Source organism: Flavobacterium sp. P21, from assembly GCF_050632225.1.
Lineage (GTDB): Bacteria > Bacteroidota > Bacteroidia > Flavobacteriales > Flavobacteriaceae > Flavobacterium.
Genome location: NZ_CP192585.1, coordinates 1999456 through 2023203 on the forward strand (window position 1 = coordinate 1999456; position 23748 = coordinate 2023203).

At 33.4% G+C, this 23748-nt stretch carries 23 protein-coding genes and 4 pseudogenes; 11 read left to right on the forward strand and 16 right to left on the reverse strand.

Features of this window, described 5'->3' with window-relative positions; translation table 11 throughout:
* Nucleotides 1-31: 31 nt before the first annotated feature.
* The 10 genes and pseudogenes from ACQ9BO_RS09890 to trmD all read right to left on the reverse strand — a co-directional run bounded on the left by ACQ9BO_RS09890 (nucleotide 32) and on the right by trmD (nucleotide 10383).
* On the reverse strand, nucleotides 32-268 hold the full coding sequence (locus tag ACQ9BO_RS09890) for a uroporphyrinogen decarboxylase (RefSeq protein ID WP_431244564.1): 237 nt from the start codon (nucleotides 266-268) through the stop codon (nucleotides 32-34).
* A gap of 80 nt (nucleotides 269-348) precedes the next feature.
* Nucleotides 349-1298 (reverse strand): annotated as a pseudogene (gene rlmF, locus ACQ9BO_RS09895) (23S rRNA (adenine(1618)-N(6))-methyltransferase RlmF).
* 204 nt (nucleotides 1299-1502) lie between these two features.
* Complete coding sequence (locus ACQ9BO_RS09900) at nucleotides 1503-2165, reverse strand: thiamine diphosphokinase (RefSeq protein ID WP_431244565.1); 663 nt, start codon at nucleotides 2163-2165, stop codon at nucleotides 1503-1505.
* 129 nt (nucleotides 2166-2294) lie between these two features.
* On the reverse strand, nucleotides 2295-2741 hold the full coding sequence (locus ACQ9BO_RS09905) for a DinB family protein (protein WP_431244566.1): 447 nt from the start codon (nucleotides 2739-2741) through the stop codon (nucleotides 2295-2297).
* Between the two features lie 14 nt (nucleotides 2742-2755).
* On the reverse strand, nucleotides 2756-3238 hold the full coding sequence (locus ACQ9BO_RS09910; protein ID WP_431244567.1) for a GyrI-like domain-containing protein: 483 nt from the start codon (nucleotides 3236-3238) through the stop codon (nucleotides 2756-2758).
* Between the two features lie 10 nt (nucleotides 3239-3248).
* Entirely contained in the window at nucleotides 3249-4070 is an 822-nt protein-coding gene (locus ACQ9BO_RS09915) for a DUF4249 domain-containing protein (protein ID WP_431244568.1), read from the reverse strand.
* 29 nt (nucleotides 4071-4099) lie between these two features.
* Nucleotides 4100-6484, reverse strand: coding sequence for a TonB-dependent receptor (locus ACQ9BO_RS09920; RefSeq protein WP_431244569.1), 2385 nt, complete (start codon nucleotides 6482-6484; stop codon nucleotides 4100-4102).
* Between the two features lie 152 nt (nucleotides 6485-6636).
* The gene (locus ACQ9BO_RS09925) at nucleotides 6637-8859 is read right to left on the reverse strand and encodes an NADP-dependent isocitrate dehydrogenase (protein WP_431244570.1); all 2223 of its coding nucleotides are present in this window, start codon (nucleotides 8857-8859) and stop codon (nucleotides 6637-6639) included.
* A gap of 277 nt (nucleotides 8860-9136) precedes the next feature.
* Complete coding sequence (gene rplS / locus ACQ9BO_RS09930; RefSeq protein WP_132988512.1) at nucleotides 9137-9487, reverse strand: 50S ribosomal protein L19; 351 nt, start codon at nucleotides 9485-9487, stop codon at nucleotides 9137-9139.
* 214 nt (nucleotides 9488-9701) lie between these two features.
* Nucleotides 9702-10383, reverse strand: a pseudogene (gene trmD, locus ACQ9BO_RS09935) (tRNA (guanosine(37)-N1)-methyltransferase TrmD).
* A 391-nt stretch (nucleotides 10384-10774) separates the two neighbouring features.
* Here trmD and ACQ9BO_RS09940 point away from each other — a divergent pair.
* The 10 genes and pseudogenes from ACQ9BO_RS09940 (at nucleotide 10775) to ACQ9BO_RS09985 (ending at nucleotide 17424) form a co-directional block, all read left to right on the forward strand.
* Complete coding sequence (locus ACQ9BO_RS09940) at nucleotides 10775-11002, forward strand: hypothetical protein (protein ID WP_431244571.1); 228 nt, start codon at nucleotides 10775-10777, stop codon at nucleotides 11000-11002.
* Nucleotides 11003-11389: 387 nt separating this feature from the next.
* Nucleotides 11390-11851, forward strand: a complete 462-nt coding sequence (gene tnpA, locus ACQ9BO_RS09945; protein ID WP_431244572.1) for an IS200/IS605 family transposase — start codon at nucleotides 11390-11392, stop codon at nucleotides 11849-11851.
* A gap of 16 nt (nucleotides 11852-11867) precedes the next feature.
* Nucleotides 11868-12413: an NADPH-dependent FMN reductase gene (locus ACQ9BO_RS09950; RefSeq protein WP_431244573.1), complete on the forward strand. Its 546-nt coding sequence runs from the start codon at nucleotides 11868-11870 to the stop codon at nucleotides 12411-12413.
* Nucleotides 12414-12545: 132 nt separating this feature from the next.
* On the forward strand, nucleotides 12546-13337 hold the full coding sequence (locus ACQ9BO_RS09955) for a sugar phosphate isomerase/epimerase family protein (RefSeq protein WP_431244574.1): 792 nt from the start codon (nucleotides 12546-12548) through the stop codon (nucleotides 13335-13337).
* Between the two features lie 15 nt (nucleotides 13338-13352).
* Complete coding sequence (locus ACQ9BO_RS09960; protein WP_431244575.1) at nucleotides 13353-13748, forward strand: hypothetical protein; 396 nt, start codon at nucleotides 13353-13355, stop codon at nucleotides 13746-13748.
* A gap of 14 nt (nucleotides 13749-13762) precedes the next feature.
* Nucleotides 13763-14251: a reprolysin-like metallopeptidase gene (locus ACQ9BO_RS09965; protein ID WP_431244576.1), complete on the forward strand. Its 489-nt coding sequence runs from the start codon at nucleotides 13763-13765 to the stop codon at nucleotides 14249-14251.
* Nucleotides 14252-14253: 2 nt separating this feature from the next.
* Nucleotides 14254-14595 carry a cupin domain-containing protein gene (locus ACQ9BO_RS09970; protein ID WP_343534266.1) on the forward strand — a complete coding sequence of 114 codons (342 nt, stop codon included), beginning with the start codon at nucleotides 14254-14256 and terminating at the stop codon, nucleotides 14593-14595.
* A gap of 278 nt (nucleotides 14596-14873) precedes the next feature.
* Nucleotides 14874-16016: an MFS transporter gene (locus ACQ9BO_RS09975; protein WP_431244577.1), complete on the forward strand. Its 1143-nt coding sequence runs from the start codon at nucleotides 14874-14876 to the stop codon at nucleotides 16014-16016.
* 66 nt (nucleotides 16017-16082) lie between these two features.
* Nucleotides 16083-17014: pseudogene (locus ACQ9BO_RS09980) on the forward strand (peptidylprolyl isomerase).
* Between the two features lie 284 nt (nucleotides 17015-17298).
* Nucleotides 17299-17424 (forward strand): hypothetical protein, encoded by a 126-nt coding sequence (locus ACQ9BO_RS09985; protein WP_431244578.1) that lies wholly within the window; start codon nucleotides 17299-17301, stop codon nucleotides 17422-17424.
* Between the two features lie 113 nt (nucleotides 17425-17537).
* Here ACQ9BO_RS09985 and ACQ9BO_RS09990 read toward each other — a convergent pair whose 3' ends face one another.
* Nucleotides 17538-17933 carry a GreA/GreB family elongation factor gene (locus ACQ9BO_RS09990; protein ID WP_431244579.1) on the reverse strand — a complete coding sequence of 132 codons (396 nt, stop codon included), beginning with the start codon at nucleotides 17931-17933 and terminating at the stop codon, nucleotides 17538-17540.
* 451 nt (nucleotides 17934-18384) lie between these two features.
* Nucleotides 18385-19278, reverse strand: coding sequence for an alpha/beta fold hydrolase (locus ACQ9BO_RS09995; protein ID WP_431244580.1), 894 nt, complete (start codon nucleotides 19276-19278; stop codon nucleotides 18385-18387).
* Between the two features lie 130 nt (nucleotides 19279-19408).
* Between ACQ9BO_RS09995 and ACQ9BO_RS10000 the strand changes: the two genes are divergently transcribed.
* Nucleotides 19409-19744 (forward strand): tRNA-binding protein, encoded by a 336-nt coding sequence (locus tag ACQ9BO_RS10000; protein ID WP_431244581.1) that lies wholly within the window; start codon nucleotides 19409-19411, stop codon nucleotides 19742-19744.
* 66 nt (nucleotides 19745-19810) lie between these two features.
* Here ACQ9BO_RS10000 and ACQ9BO_RS10005 read toward each other — a convergent pair whose 3' ends face one another.
* The 4 genes and pseudogenes from ACQ9BO_RS10005 to ACQ9BO_RS10020 all read right to left on the reverse strand — a co-directional run bounded on the left by ACQ9BO_RS10005 (nucleotide 19811) and on the right by ACQ9BO_RS10020 (nucleotide 23584).
* Complete coding sequence (locus ACQ9BO_RS10005; RefSeq protein WP_431244582.1) at nucleotides 19811-20356, reverse strand: RBBP9/YdeN family alpha/beta hydrolase; 546 nt, start codon at nucleotides 20354-20356, stop codon at nucleotides 19811-19813.
* 19 nt (nucleotides 20357-20375) lie between these two features.
* Nucleotides 20376-21206, reverse strand: a complete 831-nt coding sequence (locus tag ACQ9BO_RS10010; protein ID WP_431244583.1) for an alpha/beta hydrolase — start codon at nucleotides 21204-21206, stop codon at nucleotides 20376-20378.
* 162 nt (nucleotides 21207-21368) lie between these two features.
* Nucleotides 21369-21737, reverse strand: coding sequence for a PUR family DNA/RNA-binding protein (locus tag ACQ9BO_RS10015; RefSeq protein ID WP_026728980.1), 369 nt, complete (start codon nucleotides 21735-21737; stop codon nucleotides 21369-21371).
* 69 nt (nucleotides 21738-21806) lie between these two features.
* Nucleotides 21807-23584: pseudogene (locus ACQ9BO_RS10020) on the reverse strand (ABC transporter ATP-binding protein).
* Between the last annotated feature and the right edge of the window lie 164 nt (nucleotides 23585-23748).

The following is a 23748-nucleotide window of genomic DNA, read 5'->3' on the forward strand; positions in this document are numbered from 1 at the left end:
TTTCAGAATTTTATCTGAAACTATCATAATTTTAAGATTGGTCTTTTTTAGAAGTCAGATAATAAATCTGTACAAAAGCCAAAATAGCATTCGGAATAATAACAGGCCAAAGCCATTGATTAAAATCTTGATAATCATTTAAAAAAATACCATAAATGACAAAACAGATACAGCCAAACATATTAATAAACCGAATTGTTCTGAGGTTTTTTAGTAAAAAACCTCCAACAATAAAAACAGATGCGAGATAACCAACATATTCTGCCATAATCTTGATATTTAATTGTTTACACTAAATGTAGTGAAATGAAATTATATTATCAAGAGTTGATTCTGAAAATCAGTATTTTAGATTTTGAAGTTTTTCTGTTCTACTTCATTTAAGAAACTCCAAGCCACAATACGGCTGTTTTTTTGGCCTTGCGCCATATCAATTGTTTTGACAGAAATGGCATTTACCTTTTTCAGAATTTTATAAATCGAAGAAAGATTTTCTTTTTTAGAAACCAAAGTAGTAAACCACAAACATTGCGAACCGTATTTGACGCTTTCGTAAATCATTTGTGTAATAAACCCGATTTCGCCACCGTTGCACCATAATTCTGCATTTTGACCGCCAAAGTTTAAAACAGGATTTGTGTTTCTTTTTCTTTCGGATTTAAATTCGAAACTTTTCTGGAAGCACTTTTATTTGCTTCTTGTGCCGATGCATGAAATGGCGGATTGCACATTGTGAAAGTGAATTTATCTTCCGGAATAAAAATATTTTTGAAAATAAATCTGGATTCAGGTTGTTGTTGCAACGCAATAGCATCGATTAGTTTTGGATTAGCTTCGATAATTTTACTGCAATTTTTAATCGCTTTTTGGTCAATATCTGTTCCAACAAAACTCCAATCGTAAATACTATATCCTAATATCGGATAAATCAAATTTGCTCCAGTTCCGATATCTAAACCTAAAATAGAATTTCCTTTCGGAATGATTCCGTTATTGTTTTCGGCTAATAAATCAGCGATATAATGAATGTAATCAGCGCGTCCTGGAATTGGCGGACAAAGATAATGTAAAGGAATATTCCAGTTTTGAATATTATAATAAGTTTGTAAAAGAGCTCTGTTTAATGTTTTTACAGTCGCTGGATTACTGAAATCAATAGTTTCGATTCCGTATTTATTTACAGAAATAAAAGCTTTCAATTCAGGGCAATGTGAAATCAGTTTTTCAAAATCATAGCGATTGCGATGAAGATTTCTTGTATGTAAATTGTCTTTTTGTGAATTGTCGTTTGCTTTCATTTTGATTGATTTCGACTACAAAGATAGGTATTCCTTTTTTAGGATTCGTCGAAAGCTCCATAGGAGCGTTATATTTATAGTCTGTTAAATTATGAGTAAACATAAGCTCCATCGGAGCGAAATAGTGCTTTATGTATCACCCCGCTGGGGTTTTTCATCACGAGAATGTTTTCATCTATAAACATTCCATCCCGCTGGGATTTATTAATCAAAACATTCCATCATTAAAAGATCACCTTCACGATGTGTAATAGTCACAAGTCCATCTTTTTCAACTGAATTACTGCTTCCGGTTCTGTAGCCCATTGTCAAAGTATCGTTATTCAATTCATATTTTAAATTAGTTGAAAAAATACCGTTTACAACCCCAATTGGGATTAGCGAAATTGGAGTTTGCGCTGTGTACCATTTCTCAAATTTCCGTGGCAAAAGAAATATTTTTGAGTGATCATCGAGAATTACAATTTTAAGAGAATCGCGATGCTGAACAATATTGGTAAGATTGGTAATGGTATGATCGGCACGTTTTCCTGTTGCCCAAACCACATTTACGGCCGGAATTCCTCGATCAACAAGATAATCGCAGGCTTTTTCAAGATCGGTTTTGTCTTGATCTTCTGTATGAACTATTTCAATAGGATATTGAGATGTTCTGTAAATTTCAGGATCAAACCCGCGATCAAAATCACCTAGAAGCACATCAACTTTTATTCCCAATTCAAGAACTCTTTCAATAGCAGAATCCAGAACAACAACCAATGGCGACCATTCCAGCAATTGTCCCAATAGTTCAGGACTGCAGGCGACTCCGTTAGCAATAATTAAAGCAGGTTCCTGATCGTCGCGAACTATATGATGTGATGACATATTGGTATTTTTGATTGTGATGCAAAGGTAAGGTTAGAATTTTATATTTTAGATTTTTTTGCCACAGATTAGAAGGATTAAAAAGATTAAAAAGATTAATCCATTTAATCTGTGAAATCTGTGGGCTAATTAAAAATCTAGCAATCTTCGGTGATAATTTATCTGTCCTAAATGATAAGCCAAATGTGTCGAAAGATGAACCAAAAAGAATTCTGTTGTCATTTCTTTTTCGAAAACAATCTGCGGATAAATTGCTTCTAAATCAGTTTCTGTTAAAGAATCTAAGGCATTGTTTACGACAATTAATGTTTTTTCGATTTTTTGAATCAATTCTGCTTTTGGAATATCTTTTAAAGAAAATTCTAAAGGGCGATTTCGAATATAGCCCGTTTTTCCAATTTCTGCACCTATATAAGTGTTGATATTCCCGATAAGATGCAGACAAAGATTTCCTGCCGAATTTGAAATGTCTTTGTCAGTCTTCCAAAGATTGTTTTCATTTTGATACGATTCGATTTCAATTCTTAATTTGTTGAGATCGCGCTCAAATAATGATTTTATGGTTTCGATCAGCATGATTTTATTTTTAGTTAAGGTCTGTTTTTTATCGGAATCCAGATTTCTTCTTCAGAATCGGGATCATCTTTTTTGTATTTTTCATCCATTACGGCAAAATGAGGTCGATCGTCAACAGTATATTCAGAATTTGGAAGCCATTCTGCAAAAATAGAATGGTATGTTTTATGACCTTCGCTTGCCGGGCCTTTATGAATAAAAACCGCATAAATTCCTGTCGGTATTATTAGAGTTTCCATTTCTTCTGGTATTACAGGAAAATTTTTCACTTCGACTGCGACCCATTTTTGAAAAGTTTTACTCGCGTCAAAATTGTCAAAATATCCGTTTGGGAAAACCTCTAGGGAATATAAATTAGCATCGACTGTATTTTTAATTTCCTTTCGTTTTGGCATAAAACTGCTCCATAATTGAAAGGTTTGATTTTCCATAAATGACATTATAATATGCTTGCCGACTAATTTCTTCTCGGTCAAAATTTTAATTTGGGCTTCCATTTTGGGCGGTTTATTTTATAGTGTATTTTTTGAGATCAGTTTCGCTTAGAGAAAAATATCCAAGCGGATAATTATCCTTATTTGTGCTATTTATGATATTTCCTTTCACAGTTGCCGGAGGGGATTGAAAAGACCCGCCAACATTGCTTCCCGCAATGCTTACAAGAATATTCATATAGTTGTAGTATTGTTTTGAGATTCCAATATGTGTTATTTCAATTTCATCGCCAGATTTTAATTCGTCGTCATCTGAAAGACTGAAAAATTCATTGCCTTGAAAAAATTTGTCTTCATCAACGTAATAATTGGATTTGATTTTATTCGAATAAACATATTTGTACAAATAGAAATTATCAGCATCTGCAGGATCATTAAAATAAGCCTTGATTTCGATGTCTTTTCCTGTAAAACCTCCTTGATTGTTTTGTTCAATATGTGTAATAGGCGCAACAGACATCAACGTTTCGGTAGCGGTGTAAGTCTGTCCATTTGTAATTACAGTCAAGGTATATTCTTGATTTAATACCGGCTTGAAATTGGTGCATATGTAACGGCCAGTCTTTGGAACTTCGGTAAAATTAAATTGCTCATTAGCACTGTTTTTTATATAAATTTTAGCGCCAGAAACTGTCGGAATTACATTTTCGAAATAACCAGTTGTAGTGGTTAATTTTATGGTTTGTTGTCTTCCATTTGTACCTTTTTGCCAATTAATTGCGGCTTCAATAACTAATTTTGGAGGCGCAGTATCTAAATCAACATCAACAACTTCTTCACAGGCTGTAAAGAAAATCGAAATAAAAATGATCAGTAATAAAGCAACTTTTTTCATAGCTTTCTTTTTTAATAAAAAAGTGATATTTAAAACCTAAAATTATAACTTACCGCAGGAACAATTCCGAAAATTGATGTTTTTACTGCTTCGTTATCGCCTGTATCCGTATTTTGTCGGAAATTAATTGAAGCCGCATTTTTGCGATTATATAAATTATAGATACTAAAAACCCATTCTCCTTTCCAGTTTCGGTCTTTGTTTTTTCTCGGAGTCAGAGTCGCCGAAACATCTAAATGATGATAAGCTGGCAAACGGTTTTCGTTTCTTAAGCCATAACTCGGAACCGTGATTCCTAAATATTGATATTGTCCGTTCGGGTAAGTGACCGGCATTCCAGACTGTAATGCAAAGTTAGCACCAAACGACCATTTTTCGTTTAAATTATAAGCCGAAGTTATAGCCAAATTATGTGTTTTGTCATAAGCTGAACTGTACCATTGGCCATTGTTGATTCCAGTTTCTTCTGGAGTTCTGCCCGGCGTTTGCTGTTCTGATTTTGATAAAGTATAAGAAATCCATCCATTGAATTTCCCTTCGTTTTTCTTTACCATAATTTCCAATCCGTACGCACGCATTTGCCCGTTTAGAATTACTTGCTCAATGGCATTGTTTGCAATTAAATCGGCTCCATCAATATAATCAAGTCGGTTTTGAATTTCTTTGTAATAGGTTTCAACTTCTAACGAATAAGCACTGTTTTCAATATTTCTAAAATAACCTAGCGCCACCTGATCAGCAATTTGAGGTTTGATGTAATTGTCGCTCGGCATCCAAACATCAAGCGGAGTAGGTGATGAGGTGTTTGAAATCAACTGAAGATATTGTGCCATTCGGTTGTAACTTGCCTTTATCGCTTGTTCGTCATTTAATTGATAAGAAATAGAAAAGCGAGGCTCTAGATTATTATAATTTTTGATTGATTTGTTTTTGCCATAATATTCAGTACCAATGGGTGTTGCTTTTTCATAAATCTGCATATCAGAATTGAAAATTACCGGATTGTTGTTTTCGTAAAGATTTACAGAAGAAGGTCCCAAACGATAAAACAAGCTGTATCGTAATCCGTAAGCAATTGTGATTTTTTTCGAAAGCTGACTTTCGGCATCAATATAAATAGAAGGCTCAAAAGCATATTTTTTATCCAATTGATCTGGATTAATTCCTGATTCTGGACTGCTTGGTTTAATGGTTCCGGGGTTGAATTTGTAATAAATTCCGTTTAAGCCATAGCTCAATTTAAATTTATCTGAAATATAATGTTTGAAATCGTATTTGATATTGTAATTTTGAATTCCTGAATCCCATTTGAATCCAACAAAATCAAGATCCAAGCCGTAATAATAATCACTGTAGATCAAGGATAAATTCGAAAACAATTTATCAGAATACAAATGATTCCATCTCAGGTTTAAAGTAGAATTTCCATAAATATTCGTAAAACTTTTATTTAAACTGAAAACATCTCGCCCAAAATATCCGGATAAATACAAACTGTTATTGTCGTTTAATTTATAGCTCAATTTGGTATTCAGATCATAAAAATAAGCTGAATTATCTTTTTGATCCTCAGAAAGCTTTAAGAATAAATGTGCGTAAGAAGCTCTTCCTCCAATTAAAAAAGAACCTTTATCTTTTACCAAAGGACCTTCAGCTAAAAGTCGGCTGGAAATTAATCCGATTCCTCCATTTACATGAAATTCTTTGCTGTTTCCATCTTTCTGATAAATATCCAAAACAGAAGAAGCTCTTCCTCCAAAGCGTGCTGGAATTCCACCTTTGTATAATTTTAAATCTTTGATCGCATCTGGATTAAAAACCGAAAAGAATCCAAAAACATGAGAAGAATTAAAAATAGTCGCCTCGTCTAATAAAATCAAATTCTGATCAGCACCGCCACCTCGAACATTAAAGCCAGATGCACCTTCGCCTGCATTTGTAACCCCTGGAAGCAATAAAATAGATTTTAGGACATCAACTTCTCCCAAAACCACCGGCATTTTTTTAATAGTAGCAATGGAGAGCTTGTTGGCGCTCATTTCGGGAGATTTGGTATTTATTTTACCTTTGTTTTCCTTGATTACAACTTCCTGAAGTTCCTGACCTGCGCCTTCACTTAGGCTAAAATTCATTTTGGTATTTTGATTTAAAAGAACAGTTTGTTGCAGTATTTGATAACCTACATAACTAATTTCGATTTGATGTTCTCCTTTTGGAATTGTCAGAGAGTAAAATCCGTATTCGTTTGTTGTAGTTCCAATTTTTAAAGAAGGAATATAAACATTGACAGCAATTAAAGTTTCATTGCTTTTGTTATCTTTTATAGTGCCGCTAAGAGTAAATTTTTCTTGAGAATACGATGTAAACGCAGTTAAAACTAAAAAAATAAGTATGCCAATCTTTCGTATAATCATCTTTTATATTTTGGTTTACATAGTTAAGAATTCTTACTAATATATTAAAAAGAATTGGTTGTTAAATGTTAGTTAAGATAAACAAAAAAGACAACCGTATAAGGTTGTCTTTTTTTATTTATTTACAGTATTGCATTTGTAATGCCTTGAAATTATTTGATTTTAGCAATAATAGCGTTGAAAGTTTCGCTAGGACGCATTGCTTTGCTAACTAATTCTGGAGTTGGCTGATAGTAACCACCAATATTTTGCGCTTTTCCTTGAGCACCAATTAATTCAGCATCGATTTTAGCTTCGTTAGCTTCAAATTCAGCGACAATTGGAGTAAAGATTGCTTTCAATTCAGCATCTTTAGTTTGAGCGACCAAAGCTTGAGCCCAGTAGAATGCTAAATAGAAGTGAGAACCACGGTTGTCAATCTGTCCCACTTTACGAGCTGGAGATTTATCGTTTGCTAAGAATTTATCGTTTGCCTGATCTAAAGTCTCAGATAAAACAATTGCTTTAGAATTGTCTAAAGTTTGTCCTAAATGCTCTAAAGAAGCACCAAGAGCTAAAAATTCTCCTAATGAATCCCAACGTAGGTATCCTTCTTCTGTAAATTGCTCAACGTGTTTAGGAGCAGAACCTCCAGCACCAGTTTCGAACAATCCACCACCGTTCATTAATGGAACGATAGAAAGCATTTTTGCAGAAGTTCCTAATTCTAAGATTGGGAATAAATCTGTTAAGTAGTCACGTAAAACGTTTCCTGTTACAGAGATTGTATCTAAGCCTTTGATGATTCTGTCTAAAGTAAATTCAGTAGCGACTATTGGATTTAAAATACGGATATCTAAGTTTGTCGTATCGTAATCTTTAAGGTATTTTTGAACTTTTACGATCAATTCTCTGTCGTGTGCTCTATTTTCGTCTAACCAGAAAACAGCAGGAGTATCAGATAAACGAGCTCTGTTTACAGCCAATTTAACCCAGTCCTGAATTGGAGCGTCTTTTGCTTGACACATTCTGAAAATGTCGTTTGCTTCAACGTTTTGTTCCATTAAAACATTTCCGTTTGCATCAACCACACGAACAACACCGTCAGCTTTCATTTGGAAAGTTTTGTCGTGAGATCCGTATTCTTCAGCTTTTTGAGCCATTAATCCAACGTTAGGAACACTTCCCATTGTTTTTGGATCAAAAGCACCATGTTTTTTACAGAAATCAATAGTTGCAGTATAAACTCCAGCATAAGAACGGTCTGGAATAACAGCAAATGTATCTTGTGCTTTTCCTTCTTTGTTCCACATTTGTCCAGAAGTACGGATCATTGCTGGCATAGAAGCATCAACAATAACATCAGAAGGAACGTGTAAGTTTGTAATTCCTTTATCAGAATTCACCATTGCCAAAGCTGGCCCGTTAGCGATAGCTTGATCGATAGCGACTTCAACTTCTGCCTGCTCAGGTCTTCCAGCAATTTTAGCATAGATATCACCTAAACCGTTTCTTGTATCAACATTTAATTCAGCGAATAAAGAAGCGTATTTTTTGAAAACATCTGCAAAATATACTTCAACGATAGCGCCAAAGATAATTGGATCAGAAACTTTCATCATTGTAGCTTTTAAGTGCACAGAAAGTAAAACTCCTGCGGCTTTAGCTTCAGCAATAACATCAGCGACAAAAGCTTTTAATTTGCTTACGCTTAAAACAGAGCTGTCAATGATTTCTCCAGCTTTTAATGGAGTACTTGCTTTAAGAACAGTTGTTGAACCATCTTTAGCAACAAATTCGATTTTTACATCATTTGCTTCAGCAACAGTTAACGATTTTTCACTTCCGTAAAAATCACCACCTGACATAGAAGCCACTTTAGTTTTTGAGTCAGCAGACCAAGCACCCATTGAGTGTGGATTTGCTTTTGCAAAGTTTTTAACTGCTCTTGGAGCTCTACGATCAGAGTTTCCTTCACGTAAAACTGGGTTTACAGCAGAACCTAATACTTTTGCATATTTTGCTTTAATTTCTTTTTCAGTATCATTTTTAGGATCTTCTGGATAATTTGGAACGTTGTATCCGTGAGATTGTAATTCAGCAATAGCCGCTTTTAATTGTGGTACAGATGCTGAAATGTTTGGTAATTTGATGATGTTAGCTTCTGGTTGAGTAGCTAATTGACCAAGTTCAGCAAGAGCATCACCAGTTTTTTGAGCATCTGTCAATGATTCAGGAAAGTTTGATAAAATTCTTCCTGCTAAAGAGATGTCTCTTGTTTCAATAGCGATACCTGCTGTAGAAGTAAACGCCTGCACAATTGGTAACAAAGAATAAGTCGCTAATAATGGCGCCTCATCAGTTAAGGTGTAAAAAATTTTTGAATTCTGTGTCATTTTTTTTTTTATAATCGTGTCGTCAAAGGGTGACGATATGAAAAGTATAGTCGGCTCAAAACGAGCGGAGCAAATATAATAAAAACAGTCCGAAAACGGTGTAGTTTTGTTTATAAATGGATGAATTATCAGATTGTTATTTCGTGCTTCTTAAATTGTCAAATCGATGATTTTGATATTAAAAAATTACGGTTTTGATATTGGTTCAAATGAAGACATAAAAAAACTCGTTTCAAATAATATGAAACGAGTTTTTTTATAACAGATTGATAAATGATTATCTTCTTTTATCTTTAATCTTAGCTTTTTTACCAGTAAGTTCTCTGAAGTAGAAAATTCTAGCTCTACGTACGTGACCTTTCTTGTTGATTTCAATTTTTTGTAAAGCTGGTAAGTTTACTGGGAAGATACGCTCAACACCAACAGCTCCAGACATTTTACGAATTGTGAAAGTTTCTGTGTTTCCAGAACCTCTTCTTTGAATAACAACTCCTTTGAAAAACTGAGTTCTTGTTTTTTCACCCTCTTTAATTTCGTAGAAAACAGTGATTGTGTCTCCAGCTCCGAAATCTGGGAAATCTTTTTTAGCAACGAATTCGTCTTGAACGAATTTTAATAAATCTGCCATGATAATGTAAATTATAGTTTTATTTCGAACAACATTCACGGATCTCGCCAGAGGTTGGTCAAATTCGGGTGCAAATGTAAAAAATAATTATAAATTATGAATTATAAATTGTGAATTATTTTTAGTTTGTTTTGTTTCAGGTTTCAGGTTTCAAGTTGTTGCTATCGAGAGTTTTAACTTGAAACAAAAATAACCTTAAACTTGAAACTAAATTTTAATGCCCTTCCAGCAAATCCGGACGTCTATTTTTAGTATGTTCAAAAGCCATGTCTTCACGCCATTTGTCAATTTTGGCGAGCATGACCGCTGGTTAAAACTTCAGGAACTTTCCATCCTTTATAATCAGCGGGTCTTGTGTATATTGGTCCAGATAACAAATTGTCTTGAAAACTGTCTGTCAAGGCTGAGGTTTCATCACTCAAAACTCCTGGAATTAATCGAATTAATGCATCAGATAAAACAATAGCGCCCAATTCTCCGCCAGATAAAACATAATCGCCAATCGAAATTTCCTTTGTAATAAAATGATCTCGAACTCTTTGGTCCACACCTTTATAATGTCCGCATAAAATGATAATGTTTTTGTACATCGACATTTTATTGGCCATTTTTTGATTCAAGGTTTCACCGTCGGGAGACATATATATGATTTCGTCATATTCACGCTGACTTTTTAAATGCGTAATGCAGTCATCAATTGGCTGAATTGTCATTACCATTCCGGCGCCTCCGCCAAATGGATAATCATCAACACTTTTTTGTCTGTTGGTGCTATAATCACGAAGGTTGTGAAAATGTACTTCGACCAAACCTTTATCAATGGCACGTTTCATAATCGAAGCCTCAAACGGACTTCTTAATAATTCAGGTAAAAGTGTAATAATATCAATTCGCATTTCTCTTTTTCAAAAGTTTGGTTGCAAAGATACAAAGTAAATGTGGAGAAATTTTGAAAAAAGGATATTCAAAAGCATTGTTTTGGGATTCTTACAGATGAATTTTTGGATTTATTTCAATTGTCTGTTTGTCAAATGAATAAATAATAATTATATAACATTTAAAAGCTTTTATGTAAGAATTAATGTTTAATTTTAATTAGTATTACATAGTTTTTACTTATGAAAGTATTGCCTTAAATCTAAATCGATGATCTAATGAAAAATATATTTTTATGGTTTGCTGTAATGATGTTATATGCATGCTCAAGTTCGAAAAATACTGGAGATAAATGGATTGGGAAAACCAAACAAAATTTGATAAAAAGTTGGGGAACTCCAGTCCGAACATTTGATAACAGCCGCCAATGGCGAAATTCTAGTTTATGCAGATCAGGTTTTTGAAAAAGATAATGATCATGATTCGAGAATGGCCGGCCCAATGTATTGGAACTATATTTATATGTATGTCGACAAAACAGGAAAAATATCTTCTTTTAGAAATGAGAAACAAAATTATTCTCCGCAATCTATAGATTCCAATAAATTAGCGGGAATGAATTTGCTAACGGTGAAATAAATATAGTCCCTACGGGACAAAATTCCTTTATCACAATAATTTTTTAGCTACCGATATTTTGTTCCTAGCGCAACTTATAGATTTTATTTTGTAATTATTTCTATTTAAAATAGATTATAGTTTAGTCCCTGCGGGACAAAATTGCTTTGTGGTACTATTTTTTCTACCCATATTTTGTTCCTAATGGAACATCTTTGTTGTCGCCTTTTTTGCTAAATATGAAGTTTTCTTTTAAGTTTTTTGATTGATCTGTTAGAAATCAAATAAATTTATTGAAAGATAATTCTTTCTTTTTTATATTTACAACGATATGATTATTCCGCTAGGAATAAAATGTTGGTAGAAAAAAATAACGATTTACAATAATGTCCCGTAGGGACTATATATATGGCAAATACATATACACAAATACATATTCATTTTGTTTTCGCGGTCAAGTATAGAAATGCAACCATACACAAGAACTGGAAAGAGGAATTGTATAAGTATATTTCAGGAATTATTAAAAATAATAATTATAAGCTTCTGGCTATAAACGGAGTCGAAGATCATATTCATGTTTTAATTGGGATACGACCTGCACAATCGATTTCTGAATTAATGAAAATTGTAAAGCAGAATTCGTCAAAATGGATAAACGAAAATAAATTCGCAAAAACTCATTTTGAATGGCAGGAAGGATATGGCGCTTTTTCATACAGTAAATCGCAAATAAAAGCAGTTGTAAATTATATTGAGAATCAAGAATTGCATCATAAAAAGAAGACTTTTAAGGACGAGTACTTGAACTTTCTCGAAAAATTTGAAATTGATTATGATGAAAAGTTTATTTTTAAAGACTTAATCTAATTTTTTTATCTGAAAAATGCCTTCTCAAAAAATAAAGATCTTTGCCATTATTGGCAGTACAAGAAAAAATTCAAGCAATTATAAAATCCTGAAATACATTTCAGAAAAAATAAATTCACAATTTGAAATTGAAATATTTGAAGAAATAGATCAATTACCACATTTTAATCCCGATTTAGATCAGGAAACTCCTCCGAAGAAAGTTACTGAATTCAGAAATAAAATTGCTCAGGCTGACGGCATTTTAATTTGTACACCCGAATATGTCTTCAGTTTGCCTGGAACTTTGAAAAATGCATTAGAATGGTGTGTTTCAACCACTGTTTTTTCTGGAAAAAGAACTGGTTTAATTACGGCTTCGGCATCAGGTGAAATGGCGCACGAACAACTTTTGCTTATTATGAAAACGGTTGAAGCTAAATTTGAAAATTCGGAACAAATCCTGATACAAGGCATTCGCGGAAAAGTTAATGATAAAGGAAAAATTGTAAATACATCTACCGAAGCGACTCTGGCATCTTTTATACATAATTTTGAGAATCAATTTTTGAGCGAATTGTAGCGCGTTTCAATAAAAAGAGTAGATTTACTTTTAGATTTTATTAATTAAAATGGTAACAAGAAGAAACTTTATTATAAACACAAGCTTGGCTGCAGTACGCAGTTTTAGCCGCCTCCATCATTAGCTTTTACTATGAACAAAAAAGAAATTGGATTACAGTTATACACTTTGCGTGATGAATTGCCAAAGGATGTAAAATCAACTTTAGAGAAAGTCGCAAAAGCAGGTTATACAACCGTCGAAACTTATGGTTTTTCTATAAAAGATCAATTTTGGGGATTATCGCCAATAGAATTGAAAAAGATTCTAGATGCTAATAATCTAAAAGCGGTGAGCGGACATTATAATTTAGGAACTTTTTTATACGATGGAAATACTGCTGAACTTGTTGCGGCTATTGAGGTGACTAAAATCTTGAAGAATGAATTTTTGACTATTCCATGGGTTGAGGAACATTTTAGAAAAAATATTGAAAATTATAAAATAATAGCGGCACGTTTAAATGAAGTCGCAAAAATGTGTAAAAAGGCAGGTTTGAAATTGGCGTACCATAATCATGATTTTGAATTCCAAAAGCATGATGGCGTAACAGGCTATGAAATTCTGTTGAAAGAAACAGATAAAGATTTGGTTTATTTTGAATTGGATTTATATTGGGTCGCACGATCAGGGAATGATTCTTTAAAATTGTTTAAAGAAAATCCGGGTCGTTTTAAAATGTGGCATGTAAAAGATATGGATAAAGTTAATCAGGCACTGAATACCGAAATTGGTTCAGGATTAATTGATTTTAAACTTTTATTCAAAGAAGCAAAACAATCTGGAATGATTCACTTTTTTGTGGAGCAGGAAAATAATTATGTGCCAAATTCTTTCGAATCTATAAAAACAAGCTGTGATTTTATTTCAAAAAATATAATTTAATTCGTTGATGATTTTATGAAAAAACTTCTTTTTCTAGCTTTTGTTATTCTTTGTTCATGCCAATCCAATAAAAAAGAAAATCCCGAATTAAATCTGCCCGAAGATCCATATTTTACGAAAATCAAAGTAAATGACATAAAGCTTGGTGAACCTGTTTTTGGGGATTGGTTATATTCTCATCCGGAAAAAGGACAGAGTTTTGAGCAATTTATGAATACAAAACACGTCGTGCCAACAAAAGAGGAAGATATTATTTATTTACAGCCTATAGGTCAATTCGATTCACTTCAAGTCAAACAAATTGAATTGGTTCGTCAATATTTGGAAATATTTTTTCAGTTGAAGACGAAAGTTTTGAAAGAAGTTTCAAATGATATAATTCCGAAAAATGTTAGAAAAAAGGAGATCTAGGTCAAGAACAGTTTTTGGCAGGTTATATTTTAGATAGTGTTCTAAAGAAAGAGAAACATGAAAAAGGCATTGCTTTGATGGCAATAACTGAAATGGATTTGTATCCAAAACCAGAATGGAATTATGTTTTTGGACTTGCATCTTATAGGGATAAAATTGCTGTAAGTTCGATTCACAGATTGTATGACAAAACGTTAGCAGGAGCAGATTTCAGTTTGTGTTTAGAGCGATTATTAAAAATTTGTTCTCATGAAATAGGGCACATGTTTGGTTTGCATCATTGCATTGAAGCCGATTGTGCCATGAATGGAACAAATAGTTTATCTGAAACCGATGAGCATTCGCTTAGATTGTGTTCAGTTTGCCAAAGAAAATTAAATTCCGGATTCAAATATGATAATGTAAAAAGGCTGAAAGAGCTGGAGCAATATTTTAAAGAAAATAATTTGGCGGAAGGATTAGCGTTAATGAAAAAAGATATTGATAAAATTAAAAATAATTAAAAATGGCAACGAGCAAAGAATTTATAAAAGGAGACGAAATAGAATGGGAAGTAGTTGGTGAAGGAATAAAAAGAAAAATACTTGCTTTTGATGACCGAATTATGCTTGTAAATGTTCATTTTGAAAAAGGCGGAATTGGCGTTTTGCACGATCATTATCATTCTCAGGTTACCTATATCGCAAGCGGAAAATTTGATGTAACCATTAGCGGCGTAACACAAACGTTAAAAGAAGGCGACAGTTTTTACATTCCGCCTCACGCTGTTCACGGTGTGGTTTGTCTGGAAGAGGGAATGCTTACTGATGTTTTTAGTCCAGCAAGAGAAGACTTTTTGAACTATTAAAAGTTAAAAAAATAAACCATATAAGTGATATAAGAAAATTTAAGCGTTTAGTTTAAATGAGCCTATATCACTTATATGGTTTAATAAAAAGCTTTTTTTATATGTTTTGACCGACATAGATTTAAATGAGCTTATATTACTTATATGGTTTAAAAAATCACTATGTTCTGTTTGGTAAGTCACTTAAACTTTGAAAATTTATAGTTTTTTTAAAGTTTTGCTAAAGATTAGATTGGTATTTTTGCATCATGAATTTATCTAAAACCAACGTACTGTTTATGGCAGTTTGCACTGGTCTTATAGTTGCAAATCTCTATTACTGCCAACCTTTGATCGTATTAATTGCCAACGAATTTAAAATTCCTGAAGCTGATGCCGGAACGATAACTTATTTAACTCAGGCAGGTTACGCCGTAGGGTTGTTTTTTATGGTGCCACTTGGAGATAAAATTGAGCGAAAAAAGCAAATTTTAATGACCACTTTTGCCTCTGTAATTGCATTATTGATTGCGGCGACGGCAAAAAGCTTTTTGATTTTGCAAATTGCTTCTTTGTTAGTCGGAATTACTTCGATTGTGCCGCAACTTATTCTGCCTTTGGTCGCGTCATTAAGCACACATGAACAGCGCGGAAAAGTCATTGGAACTATTATGAGTGGTCTTTTGGTCGGCATTTTGCTTTCGCGAACATTAAGCGGATTTATTGGTCAGGTTTTGGGTTGGAGATCGATGTTTTATATCGTCGCCGGAATTTGTCTTTTGATCTTTTTTGTTATTCAAAGTAAATTCCCCGTTAATAAACCACAATTTCAAGGAACTTACGGGCAACTAATCCAATCGCTGTTTACACTTATAAAAACACAGCCTGTTTTGCGTGAAGCAACGGCAATAAATGTTTTCAGCTTTGCTCAGTTTGGCGCTTTCTGGACTACAATGGTTTTATTGCTTTCTGGCGAGCCGTTTGGTTTTAATAGTGCTACAATTGGTTTATTCGGAATTGTAGGTGCTTCTGGAGCTTTGGTCGCGCCTTTGGTTGGAAAAATTGGAGATAAAGGAAATTCAAGAATTGCAGTTGGTTATGGATGTTTGTTGATTTTAATCAGCTTTTTGATCTTTTACTTTTCGATCGAAAGTGTAATCGGAATTGCAATTGGAATTGTGTTTATTGATATCGGAATCCAAGGTGTTCACATTTCAAATCAAACCCGAGTTTATTCGTTATTGCCAGAAGCCAGAAACCGATTAAATACTGTATTTATGTCATTTAGCTTTTTAGGAACTGTCGCTGGATCAGCATACGGATTATTGCTTTGGAAACTTGGCGAATGGCATGCTGTAGCAATAGGTTGTATGGTTTTATCGCTAATGTCATTGGCTGTTTACGGACTTACTTATAAATCAATCCCGAAACATCGGGACTAAAAAATAGAAAGACAAATTGATAAAAAATTAATTTGTAAATTTGCATTCAAATAAAAAAATACAACAATGGAAAACGGAATATACGCTAAATTCAATACTAGCAAAGGTTCGATTTTAGTAAAATTGACACATGATTTGACACCAGGAACTGTAGGAAACTTTGTAGCTCTTGCAGAAGGAAATATGGAAAATAAAGTAAAACCTCAAGGACAAAAATTCTATGACGGATTGAACTTTCACAGAGTAATCGCTGATTTTATGATTCAAGGTGGATGCCCTAAAGGAACTGGAACTGGAGATCCAGGTTATAAATTTGATGACGAATTTGTTTCAAGTTTAAAACACGATCGTCCAGGAGTTTTGTCTATGGCAAACTCTGGGCCTGGAACTAATGGTTCTCAATTTTTCATCACTCACGTTCCAACTCCTTGGTTAGATGGAAAACACACAGTTTTTGGACATGTTGTTGAAGGACAAGATATCGTTGATGCGGTTGCTCAAGGTGATGCTTTAGAATCTGTAGAAATCATTAGAGTTGGTGAAGAAGCTGAAAAATGGAATGCAATCGAAGCTTTCATTTCTTTAAAAGGTGCTCGCATGAAAAGAGAAGCGACTTTGAAAGCAGAATCTGAAGCAAAAATGGAACAATTAGCGACTGGTTTTGATAAAACTGAAAGCGGTTTACGTTATAAAATGATCCAAAAAGGTGAAGGTAAAAAAGCTGAAGCTGGAAAAACAGTTTCTGTTCACTACGAAGGATCTTTAGAAAACGGAAAAGTTTTTGATTCTTCTTACCCAAGAAAAAACCAATCGAATTCAAATTAGGAATTGGACAAGTTATCGAAGGATGGGACGAAGGTATTGCTTTATTGCAAGTTGGTGACAAAGCTCGTTTTGTAATTCCATCTGATTTAGCTTACGGACCATCAGGAGCAGGAGGAGTAATTCCACCACACGCAACTTTGATTTTTGACGTTGAATTAATGGACGTAAAATAAGATTTTACAAGCAATTTAGTATTGTTTTAAATAGCAATCCCATATGTCGCGGCGTATGGGATTTTTTTATATTTACTTAAAATAAAAACGAAACCAAGCGATGAAATCAAAAATTTTAACTTTAGCCGCTATAGCATTATTTGCGACTTCTTGCGGTTCAAAAAAAGCACCTGCTACTCCAGTCTGCTCCGGCAGTTACTGAGACTGCAAAAGCAAAGGAACTAACTCCTGAACTTGCCGCAGGTAAGAGTTTATACGAAAACAATTGTGCAAAATGTCATAAATTGTTCGAACCAACGAAATTTACGAAAGAAGAATGGCGACCAATTTTGGTTCGCATGCAGAAAAAAGCGAAGTTAGATGATACTAACATGGCTTCAATAACAAACTATATTCATTCGCAATTGTAGTAGTTTACGATTGAGAAAAACATAAAAAAACTATTCAGTATTACTATTGAATAGTTTTTTTGTTTTCAAACAGATATAAAAAAACACCTTCACAATTGGAGGTGTTTAAAAATTTATGAAGTGAATACTTCTGTGTTATCAACAGCAATTACCTTTAAAGTCTTGATTCCGGCAGGCAATTCCCAATCAACTTGGTCATTTTCCTTAAATCCAATAATGGCAACACTTAAAGGAGCAAGAATTGAAATTTTCGATTGTTTTAAATCGGCAGAAGATGGCAAAACAATCTGTATTTTCATTTGCTTTTGAGCTTTTACATCTTCAATAGTTACCAAAGAGTTGATTCTGATTACCGAAGGATCAAGTTCGCTTTCTTTACTAATTACAGCGCGATCCAATTCCTGCGAAAGCTGATTCGCTTCTTTCGTATTTGTAGAATTCTTGCTCTTTAATATCAATTCTCTTAAAAATTGATAATCTGATTTGCTAAAAGTGGGTGTTGGTTTCATATCTGTTTGAATTTTATATTATTTTTTTGAATGAATTTTCTTCTTTTAAAATGTAAAAGCAGTCCGTTACAGAACCTTTAAAAAGGCAGATTTTTTGAAATGCTTAAATGTGGAAAAACAAAAAAATATCTGACTAAAATTGATTTTGTCAAATAAGATAAAGTTTTAAAAAAAATGTAAATCCTCCGCCTGAAAGAAGAAAAGTGAAATAGACGGAGGCCTAATTAATAAAGGCCTTACTATGTGAAATAAATACAGCAGAAAGCGGTCTTCTTCTAAAAGAAAACGGCAAAGAAGAAACTGTAAATGTTGTTAGAGTGTTCACAATGAGTAATTTTGCTTGTTTAGCAAAGATAGTAAACTTTTTTGAAAGTTTACTCCTATTTAATATTGTGGCAAATTGTATTTTTTTGCCACTCTAGAAAACCATCGAGAGTGGCAAAACTTAATTTTATGAATTCAAGAATTCAAGTAAATCTTTGTTTAATCTGTCTTTTTCAGTATAAAATAAACCGTGTGGTGCGCCTTCGTAAGTAATGAAAGTATTGTTTTCGATTGCTTTGGCTGTTTTTTCTGAACTGATTTCAATAGGAACATTTTTATCATCGGTTCCATGAATGATTAAAGTTGGAACTTTTATCGTGTGAAGTTCATCTCTAAAATCGGTTGTATTTAAAGATTCGGCGCATTGCAAAGTTGCTCTCGGAGAAGCTACAGTACATAAGTTCCTGTAATATTCTAATAAAGAAGTGCTTAATGGCTTGTTGATGATGTTTACGCCAAAAAAGATTTTGATAAAATTATCCAAAAAACCAATTCTATCTTCTCTAATTGCCGCGGCAGTAGATTCGCCTTTTTCTTTCGGACGCCCCTCAGGATTATCTTCCGTTTTTGCTAAAAATGGAATAATAGAGGAAATTAAAACTGCTTTAGTAACGCCTTTTCCCCGATGTCTGCTAAAATAACGAACAACTTCGCCACCACCCATTGAAAAACCAACTAAAGTAATGTCTTCTAATTGCGGCTGTTCAATAATTTCGCTTAAATCATCCGTCAAACTATCATAGTCATATCCGTCCCAAGGCTGAGAAGATTTGCCAAAACCACGACGATCATAAGCAATTACTCTGTAATTATTTTGGATCAGAAATTCTGTTTGATATTCCCACATTTCGTTTGAAAGCGGCCAGCCGTGAATTAGAATGACTGGTTTTCCCTTTCCATAATCTTTTACATAAAGTTTTACATCTTTTGCAGTTTCAATATATTTATCGCTATTTGATTTATTAACCTCATAATCAAAATCTTTAAGGGAAATGCCTGGAGTTATTATATTATTTTCCATTTTGCATATTTTAAATATTAGTAAAAAAATGAATAGTTAAAATTAAATGGATGGAAGAAAAACTCATTATAGAATTAGTGCAATTCATTACAAAATTATAGGTTTGTAAATAAACTAGATCGAATATAAAATGGACTTGACTTGGAACGAATTTGAAAGAACAGATATGCGTGTTGGGACAATTATGGAAGTGAATGATTTTCCCGAAGCAAGAAAGCCTGCTTTTCAATTAACAATAGATTTTGGTTCCGAAATAGGAATTCGAAAATCATCGGCACAAATCACAAAACGATATAAAAAAGAGGATCTGGTAAATCGCCAAATTGTAGCGGTTGTCAATTTTCCTAAAAAACAAATCGGGAAATTTATGAGCGAATGCTTGGTACTTGGTGCAGTAGGCGAGGAAGGAGATGTTATTTTATTGGCTCCGGATTTTAAGATAGAGAATGGTTTGCGTATAGGTTAGTATTCAGTCGCAGTCTCAGTTTTCAGTTTTGAACAGAGACTGCAAACTGAGACTGCGACTGAAAACTTATTTAACCTTTTCAATCAACTTCTGTAAAATAATCTGCCCTTCTTCCCAATATTTTAAATCCGAATCAGAGTTGATGTGGCCTTGTTCGCCTACGTTTACAAAATCGCTTCCCCATTTTTCAGCAAAATATTTTTTTCTTTCGAAAGAAGCATAAGGATCATTTTCACTAGCAACAACAATAGATGGAAATGGCAATTTATAAAGTGGCATTGGCGAAAAATTTCTAACTTCTTCTGGTGTGTGTTCTGGTGAATCGACATCTGCAGGAGCGACCAATAAAGCGCCAATTATATTTTTATTGAAATTAGTTTCTGCCCAATGCAATACCAAAGAAACGGCTAGACTATGCGCAACTAAAATAGTCGGATTTTCAAGTTTTGAAACTTCTTCGTTCAGACGTGAAATCCAATCTTCACGAAGTGGTTCGTCCCAATTATCTTGTACAATTCGAATAGAATTTTCGAATTTTTTGTGCCAAAAAGTCTGCCAGTGTTTCTCTCCAGAATCTCCAAGTCCAGGTAAAATTAAAAGTTGTGTCTCCATTGCCGTGGATTTTATAGTGTTATTTTTTGGTTTGTTTTTCTTTTAAAATGCGGTTTACTTCATTGACAAGCAACGGAAAACCAGGTTCTGTCATTCCGTGTCCGTAACCGTCCAATTCATAAAGTTTCGTTTGTGTATGGCCAACAAGTTTCATCATTCGGGCCATATAAGCGTTTTCTTCATAGCGTCCTAACATTTCCAGTTCGCGATCTCCTGTAATCAATAAAAGAGGCGGAGCATCGGCACGAACGTGGTATAAAGGAGCAAAAGCATCAATTGTTGGTTGTTTTTCGGGGATTCCGTTCTGTCTTCTAATTTCAAAATGTGTAATACATTGTCCGCTAAACGGAATAAGTCCGGCAATTTTATTGGCATCAATTCCTTCTTTTTGAAGCCATTTTTTATCCAATCCTGTCATTAAAGCCAAATAACCGCCAGCCGAATGTCCTGAAACGAAAATCTGAGAAACATCGCCTCCATAACTGGCAATGTTATTAAAAGTCCACGCTATTGCAACATGCAGATCTTCAATTGCTTTTTCGGCTTTTACCTTTGGCGAAAGCCTATAGTTAACTCCAATAATGGCAAAACCTTTATTTTTTAATGCTTCCGGAATTTCTTTGTTTCCGCCAGTCAATCCTCCACCGTGAAACCACACGATTGTTGCAAAACCTTTAGTGTTTTTTGGGTAGTAAATATCTAAAACGCATCTTTCGTTAATATAGCTGTCTGCTTTATTTGTTGCGGCGTTGTAGTATTGAATATTTGATTTGGTTTCATATTCAGGTTTTTGCGCAAATGCTGAAAAACTGATTAAAATAAAAGCGAGTAGAGAAAGTAATTTTTTCATTTTTGGTTAAAAAGTAAAATGTTAGAAGTAAAATGTAATGTATGAAGTTTTGTGAATCGTGCATCTCACATTTTGCATTTCACATCTCACAAATAAATATATAAAAAAAGTCCAAAATGCTATACAAATTGGACTCGTACTTTTTGAAAAGTTATCTGGAGACTAAATATCGTCAAAATCAATATCGGTAAAGCTAGATCTTTGTGTTTCAGCTTTATCAGAACTGTATTCTTTCTTAAAATCTTTTTGGTGTCTTTCAGAGATTACTTCTTCGCCTTTGTGGTTCAAGACGTATGAAGTCATTTCTTCTAGTATTTCAGCAAAAGCACTAAAATCTTCTTTGTATAAGTAAATTTTGTGTTTTTTAAAATGAAAAGAACCATCTTCTTCAGTGAATTTTTTACTTTCGGTAATTGTGATATAATAATCGTCAGCTTTTGTAGCTCTCACATCAAAGAAATAAGTTCTTCTTCCTGCGCGTAATACTTTAGAAAAAATCTCTTCTTTTTCTAACATGTCATTTTCTCTCATAATACGTTCTATCATTTTTTGGAATTAATAGTAATCAAAAATCATAAAAAATTATCTATTACACAACAATTAAAGTAATTCTTTTTCCGAAAGTTGTTTTAAATATAACGACGAATAATAACCGTCTTGATTTATTAATTGATTATGAGAACCTTGTTGAATAATTTTGCCATCCTCTAAAATGATAATCTTGTCAGCGTTTTTGGCTGACGATACTCGGTGGCTTACAATTATTGTAGTTTTATTTTTACAAATTTCAAATAAATTGCTTAAGATAGTTTCTTCTGTTTCAGTATCAACTGCAGAAAGACAATCGTCAAAAAGCAAAATTGCAGGATCTTTAATTATGGCGCGTGCAATGGAGACACGTTGCTTTTGTCCGCCCGAAAGCGTGATGCCTCGTTCGCCCAAAATAGTATCGTATTGTTTGTTGAATGCTACGATATTGTCATGAACGACAGCATTTTTAGTCGCTTCGATCACTTCTTCATCAGTAGCATTTTCATTGCCAAATTTGATATTGTTTTTGATAGTATCAGAGAATAAAAAAGCATCTTGAGGCACGATACCAATATTGTTTCTTAGGTCATTTAAGTTCAAACTGCTGATTTCATTTTGGTCAATTGTAATTCTTCCTTCTGTGACATCATATAAACGCGAAATCAACGATAAAATCGTCGATTTTCCAGAGCCGGTTTTTCCTAAAATGGCTAATGTTTCTCCATTTTTCACTGAAAAAGTTACGTTTTTTAGCGCTTCGATATTGGTGTCTTCATAAGTGTAGCTCACATTTTCAAAAGCAATTGAACCGTGAATTTCAGATGAATTTGGATTGTTGTTTTTAATTTCTGGTTCCAGTTTCAAAAATTCATTCAAACGTTTTTGTGACGCTTCGGCTTCTTGGACCATTGAAGAAACCCAGCCTAATGATGCTACTGGCCAAGTTAACATGTTTACATATAATATGAACTCGGCAATTGTTCCAATATTTGGAATGCTTCCATTAATGTACATTATGCCTCCAAAATAGATCACAACCAAATTACTGATTCCGATAAGGGCAATCATCAACGGTCCAAAAAGCGATTGTACTTTGGCTAAATCCAAGCTTTTCTTTTTGCTTTCATCAGCAAGATCAATCATATTGTTTTGATGCTGATTTTCTAATGAATAGGCTTTTATTACGCGAATTCCTGAAAAATTTCTTGCGTAAAACTCGAAACTTTTGATAAATATTGTTGGAAAGTTGTGCTTCGTTTATTGATTTCAGAACTTAATTTGAAAATGCAATACGATAAAATTGGCAACGGAAGAATTGTATATAAAGTCAAAAGCAGCGATACATTATACATATATATAATGACGATCGCAAAACGAATGAATGTGTTGATGGTGTACATCACGGCCGGCCCCACATACATACGAACTTTTGAAACGTCTTCAGAAATTCGGTTCATTAAATCTCCGGTTCGGTTTTGTTTGTAGAAATTCTGTGAAAGGATTTCGTATTGTTTGAAAACTTCATTTTTTAAATCAAACTCAATATGACGCGACATTACAATTAAAGTTTGACGCATTAAAAAAGTCAAGAACCCTGCTACAATGGCACTTCCAATGATTAACAGCACATTATGAATCAAATCTTGTTTGTAAAATTCTCTAATAATGGCTGAATTTTGGTCTGCTTCTGAAAGTTTTAGAAATCGCTCAATAACGTCAAATGAATGGCTGACCAATTTTGGTGTAAACAAAAAGAAAATTTGTGCGATTATTGTGATTAAAATTCCAAAGGAAAAACTGAATTTATATTTGATGAAATATTTGTTTAAATAGCTTAATTCTTTCATTTTTTTAAGAAATGCGATATCGAATTGATTTAAAATTATGAATTATTATTAATTAAAATTATAATAAAATGCAATTTAATCAAAACAATTATATTGTAAAATTGTTATTTTAAAGATAAAAAATTAGCACATGTGTATTTTTTAATTATGTTTGAGAAGTCTTT

Coding starts and splice junctions, on each gene's coding strand:
- ACQ9BO_RS10000 (WP_431244581.1), top strand. CDS start 19,409: ATGGACTTGACTTGGAACGAATTTGAAAGAACAGATATGCGTGTTGGG.
- ACQ9BO_RS09970 (WP_343534266.1), top strand. CDS start 14,254: ATGGCAACGAGCAAAGAATTTATAAAAGGAGACGAAATAGAATGGGAA.
- ACQ9BO_RS09900 (WP_431244565.1), bottom strand. CDS start 2,165: ATGTCATCACATCATATAGTTCGCGACGATCAGGAACCTGCTTTAATT.
- ACQ9BO_RS09925 (WP_431244570.1), bottom strand. CDS start 8,859: ATGACACAGAATTCAAAAATTTTTTACACCTTAACTGATGAGGCGCCA.
- ACQ9BO_RS10005 (WP_431244582.1), bottom strand. CDS start 20,356: ATGGAGACACAACTTTTAATTTTACCTGGACTTGGAGATTCTGGAGAG.
- ACQ9BO_RS09960 (WP_431244575.1), top strand. CDS start 13,353: ATGAAAAAACTTCTTTTTCTAGCTTTTGTTATTCTTTGTTCATGCCAA.
- ACQ9BO_RS09915 (WP_431244568.1), bottom strand. CDS start 4,070: ATGAAAAAAGTTGCTTTATTACTGATCATTTTTATTTCGATTTTCTTT.
- ACQ9BO_RS09995 (WP_431244580.1), bottom strand. CDS start 19,278: ATGGAAAATAATATAATAACTCCAGGCATTTCCCTTAAAGATTTTGAT.
- ACQ9BO_RS09950 (WP_431244573.1), top strand. CDS start 11,868: ATGCCTTCTCAAAAAATAAAGATCTTTGCCATTATTGGCAGTACAAGA.
- ACQ9BO_RS09920 (WP_431244569.1), bottom strand. CDS start 6,484: ATGATTATACGAAAGATTGGCATACTTATTTTTTTAGTTTTAACTGCG.
- ACQ9BO_RS09990 (WP_431244579.1), bottom strand. CDS start 17,933: ATGAAACCAACACCCACTTTTAGCAAATCAGATTATCAATTTTTAAGA.
- ACQ9BO_RS09890 (WP_431244564.1), bottom strand. CDS start 268: ATGGCAGAATATGTTGGTTATCTCGCATCTGTTTTTATTGTTGGAGGT.
- ACQ9BO_RS09905 (WP_431244566.1), bottom strand. CDS start 2,741: ATGCTGATCGAAACCATAAAATCATTATTTGAGCGCGATCTCAACAAA.
- rplS (WP_132988512.1), bottom strand. CDS start 9,487: ATGGCAGATTTATTAAAATTCGTTCAAGACGAATTCGTTGCTAAAAAA.
- tnpA (WP_431244572.1), top strand. CDS start 11,390: ATGGCAAATACATATACACAAATACATATTCATTTTGTTTTCGCGGTC.
- ACQ9BO_RS09910 (WP_431244567.1), bottom strand. CDS start 3,238: ATGGAAGCCCAAATTAAAATTTTGACCGAGAAGAAATTAGTCGGCAAG.
- ACQ9BO_RS10015 (WP_026728980.1), bottom strand. CDS start 21,737: ATGAGAGAAAATGACATGTTAGAAAAAGAAGAGATTTTTTCTAAAGTA.
- ACQ9BO_RS09975 (WP_431244577.1), top strand. CDS start 14,874: ATGGCAGTTTGCACTGGTCTTATAGTTGCAAATCTCTATTACTGCCAA.
- ACQ9BO_RS09955 (WP_431244574.1), top strand. CDS start 12,546: ATGAACAAAAAAGAAATTGGATTACAGTTATACACTTTGCGTGATGAA.
- ACQ9BO_RS10010 (WP_431244583.1), bottom strand. CDS start 21,206: ATGAAAAAATTACTTTCTCTACTCGCTTTTATTTTAATCAGTTTTTCA.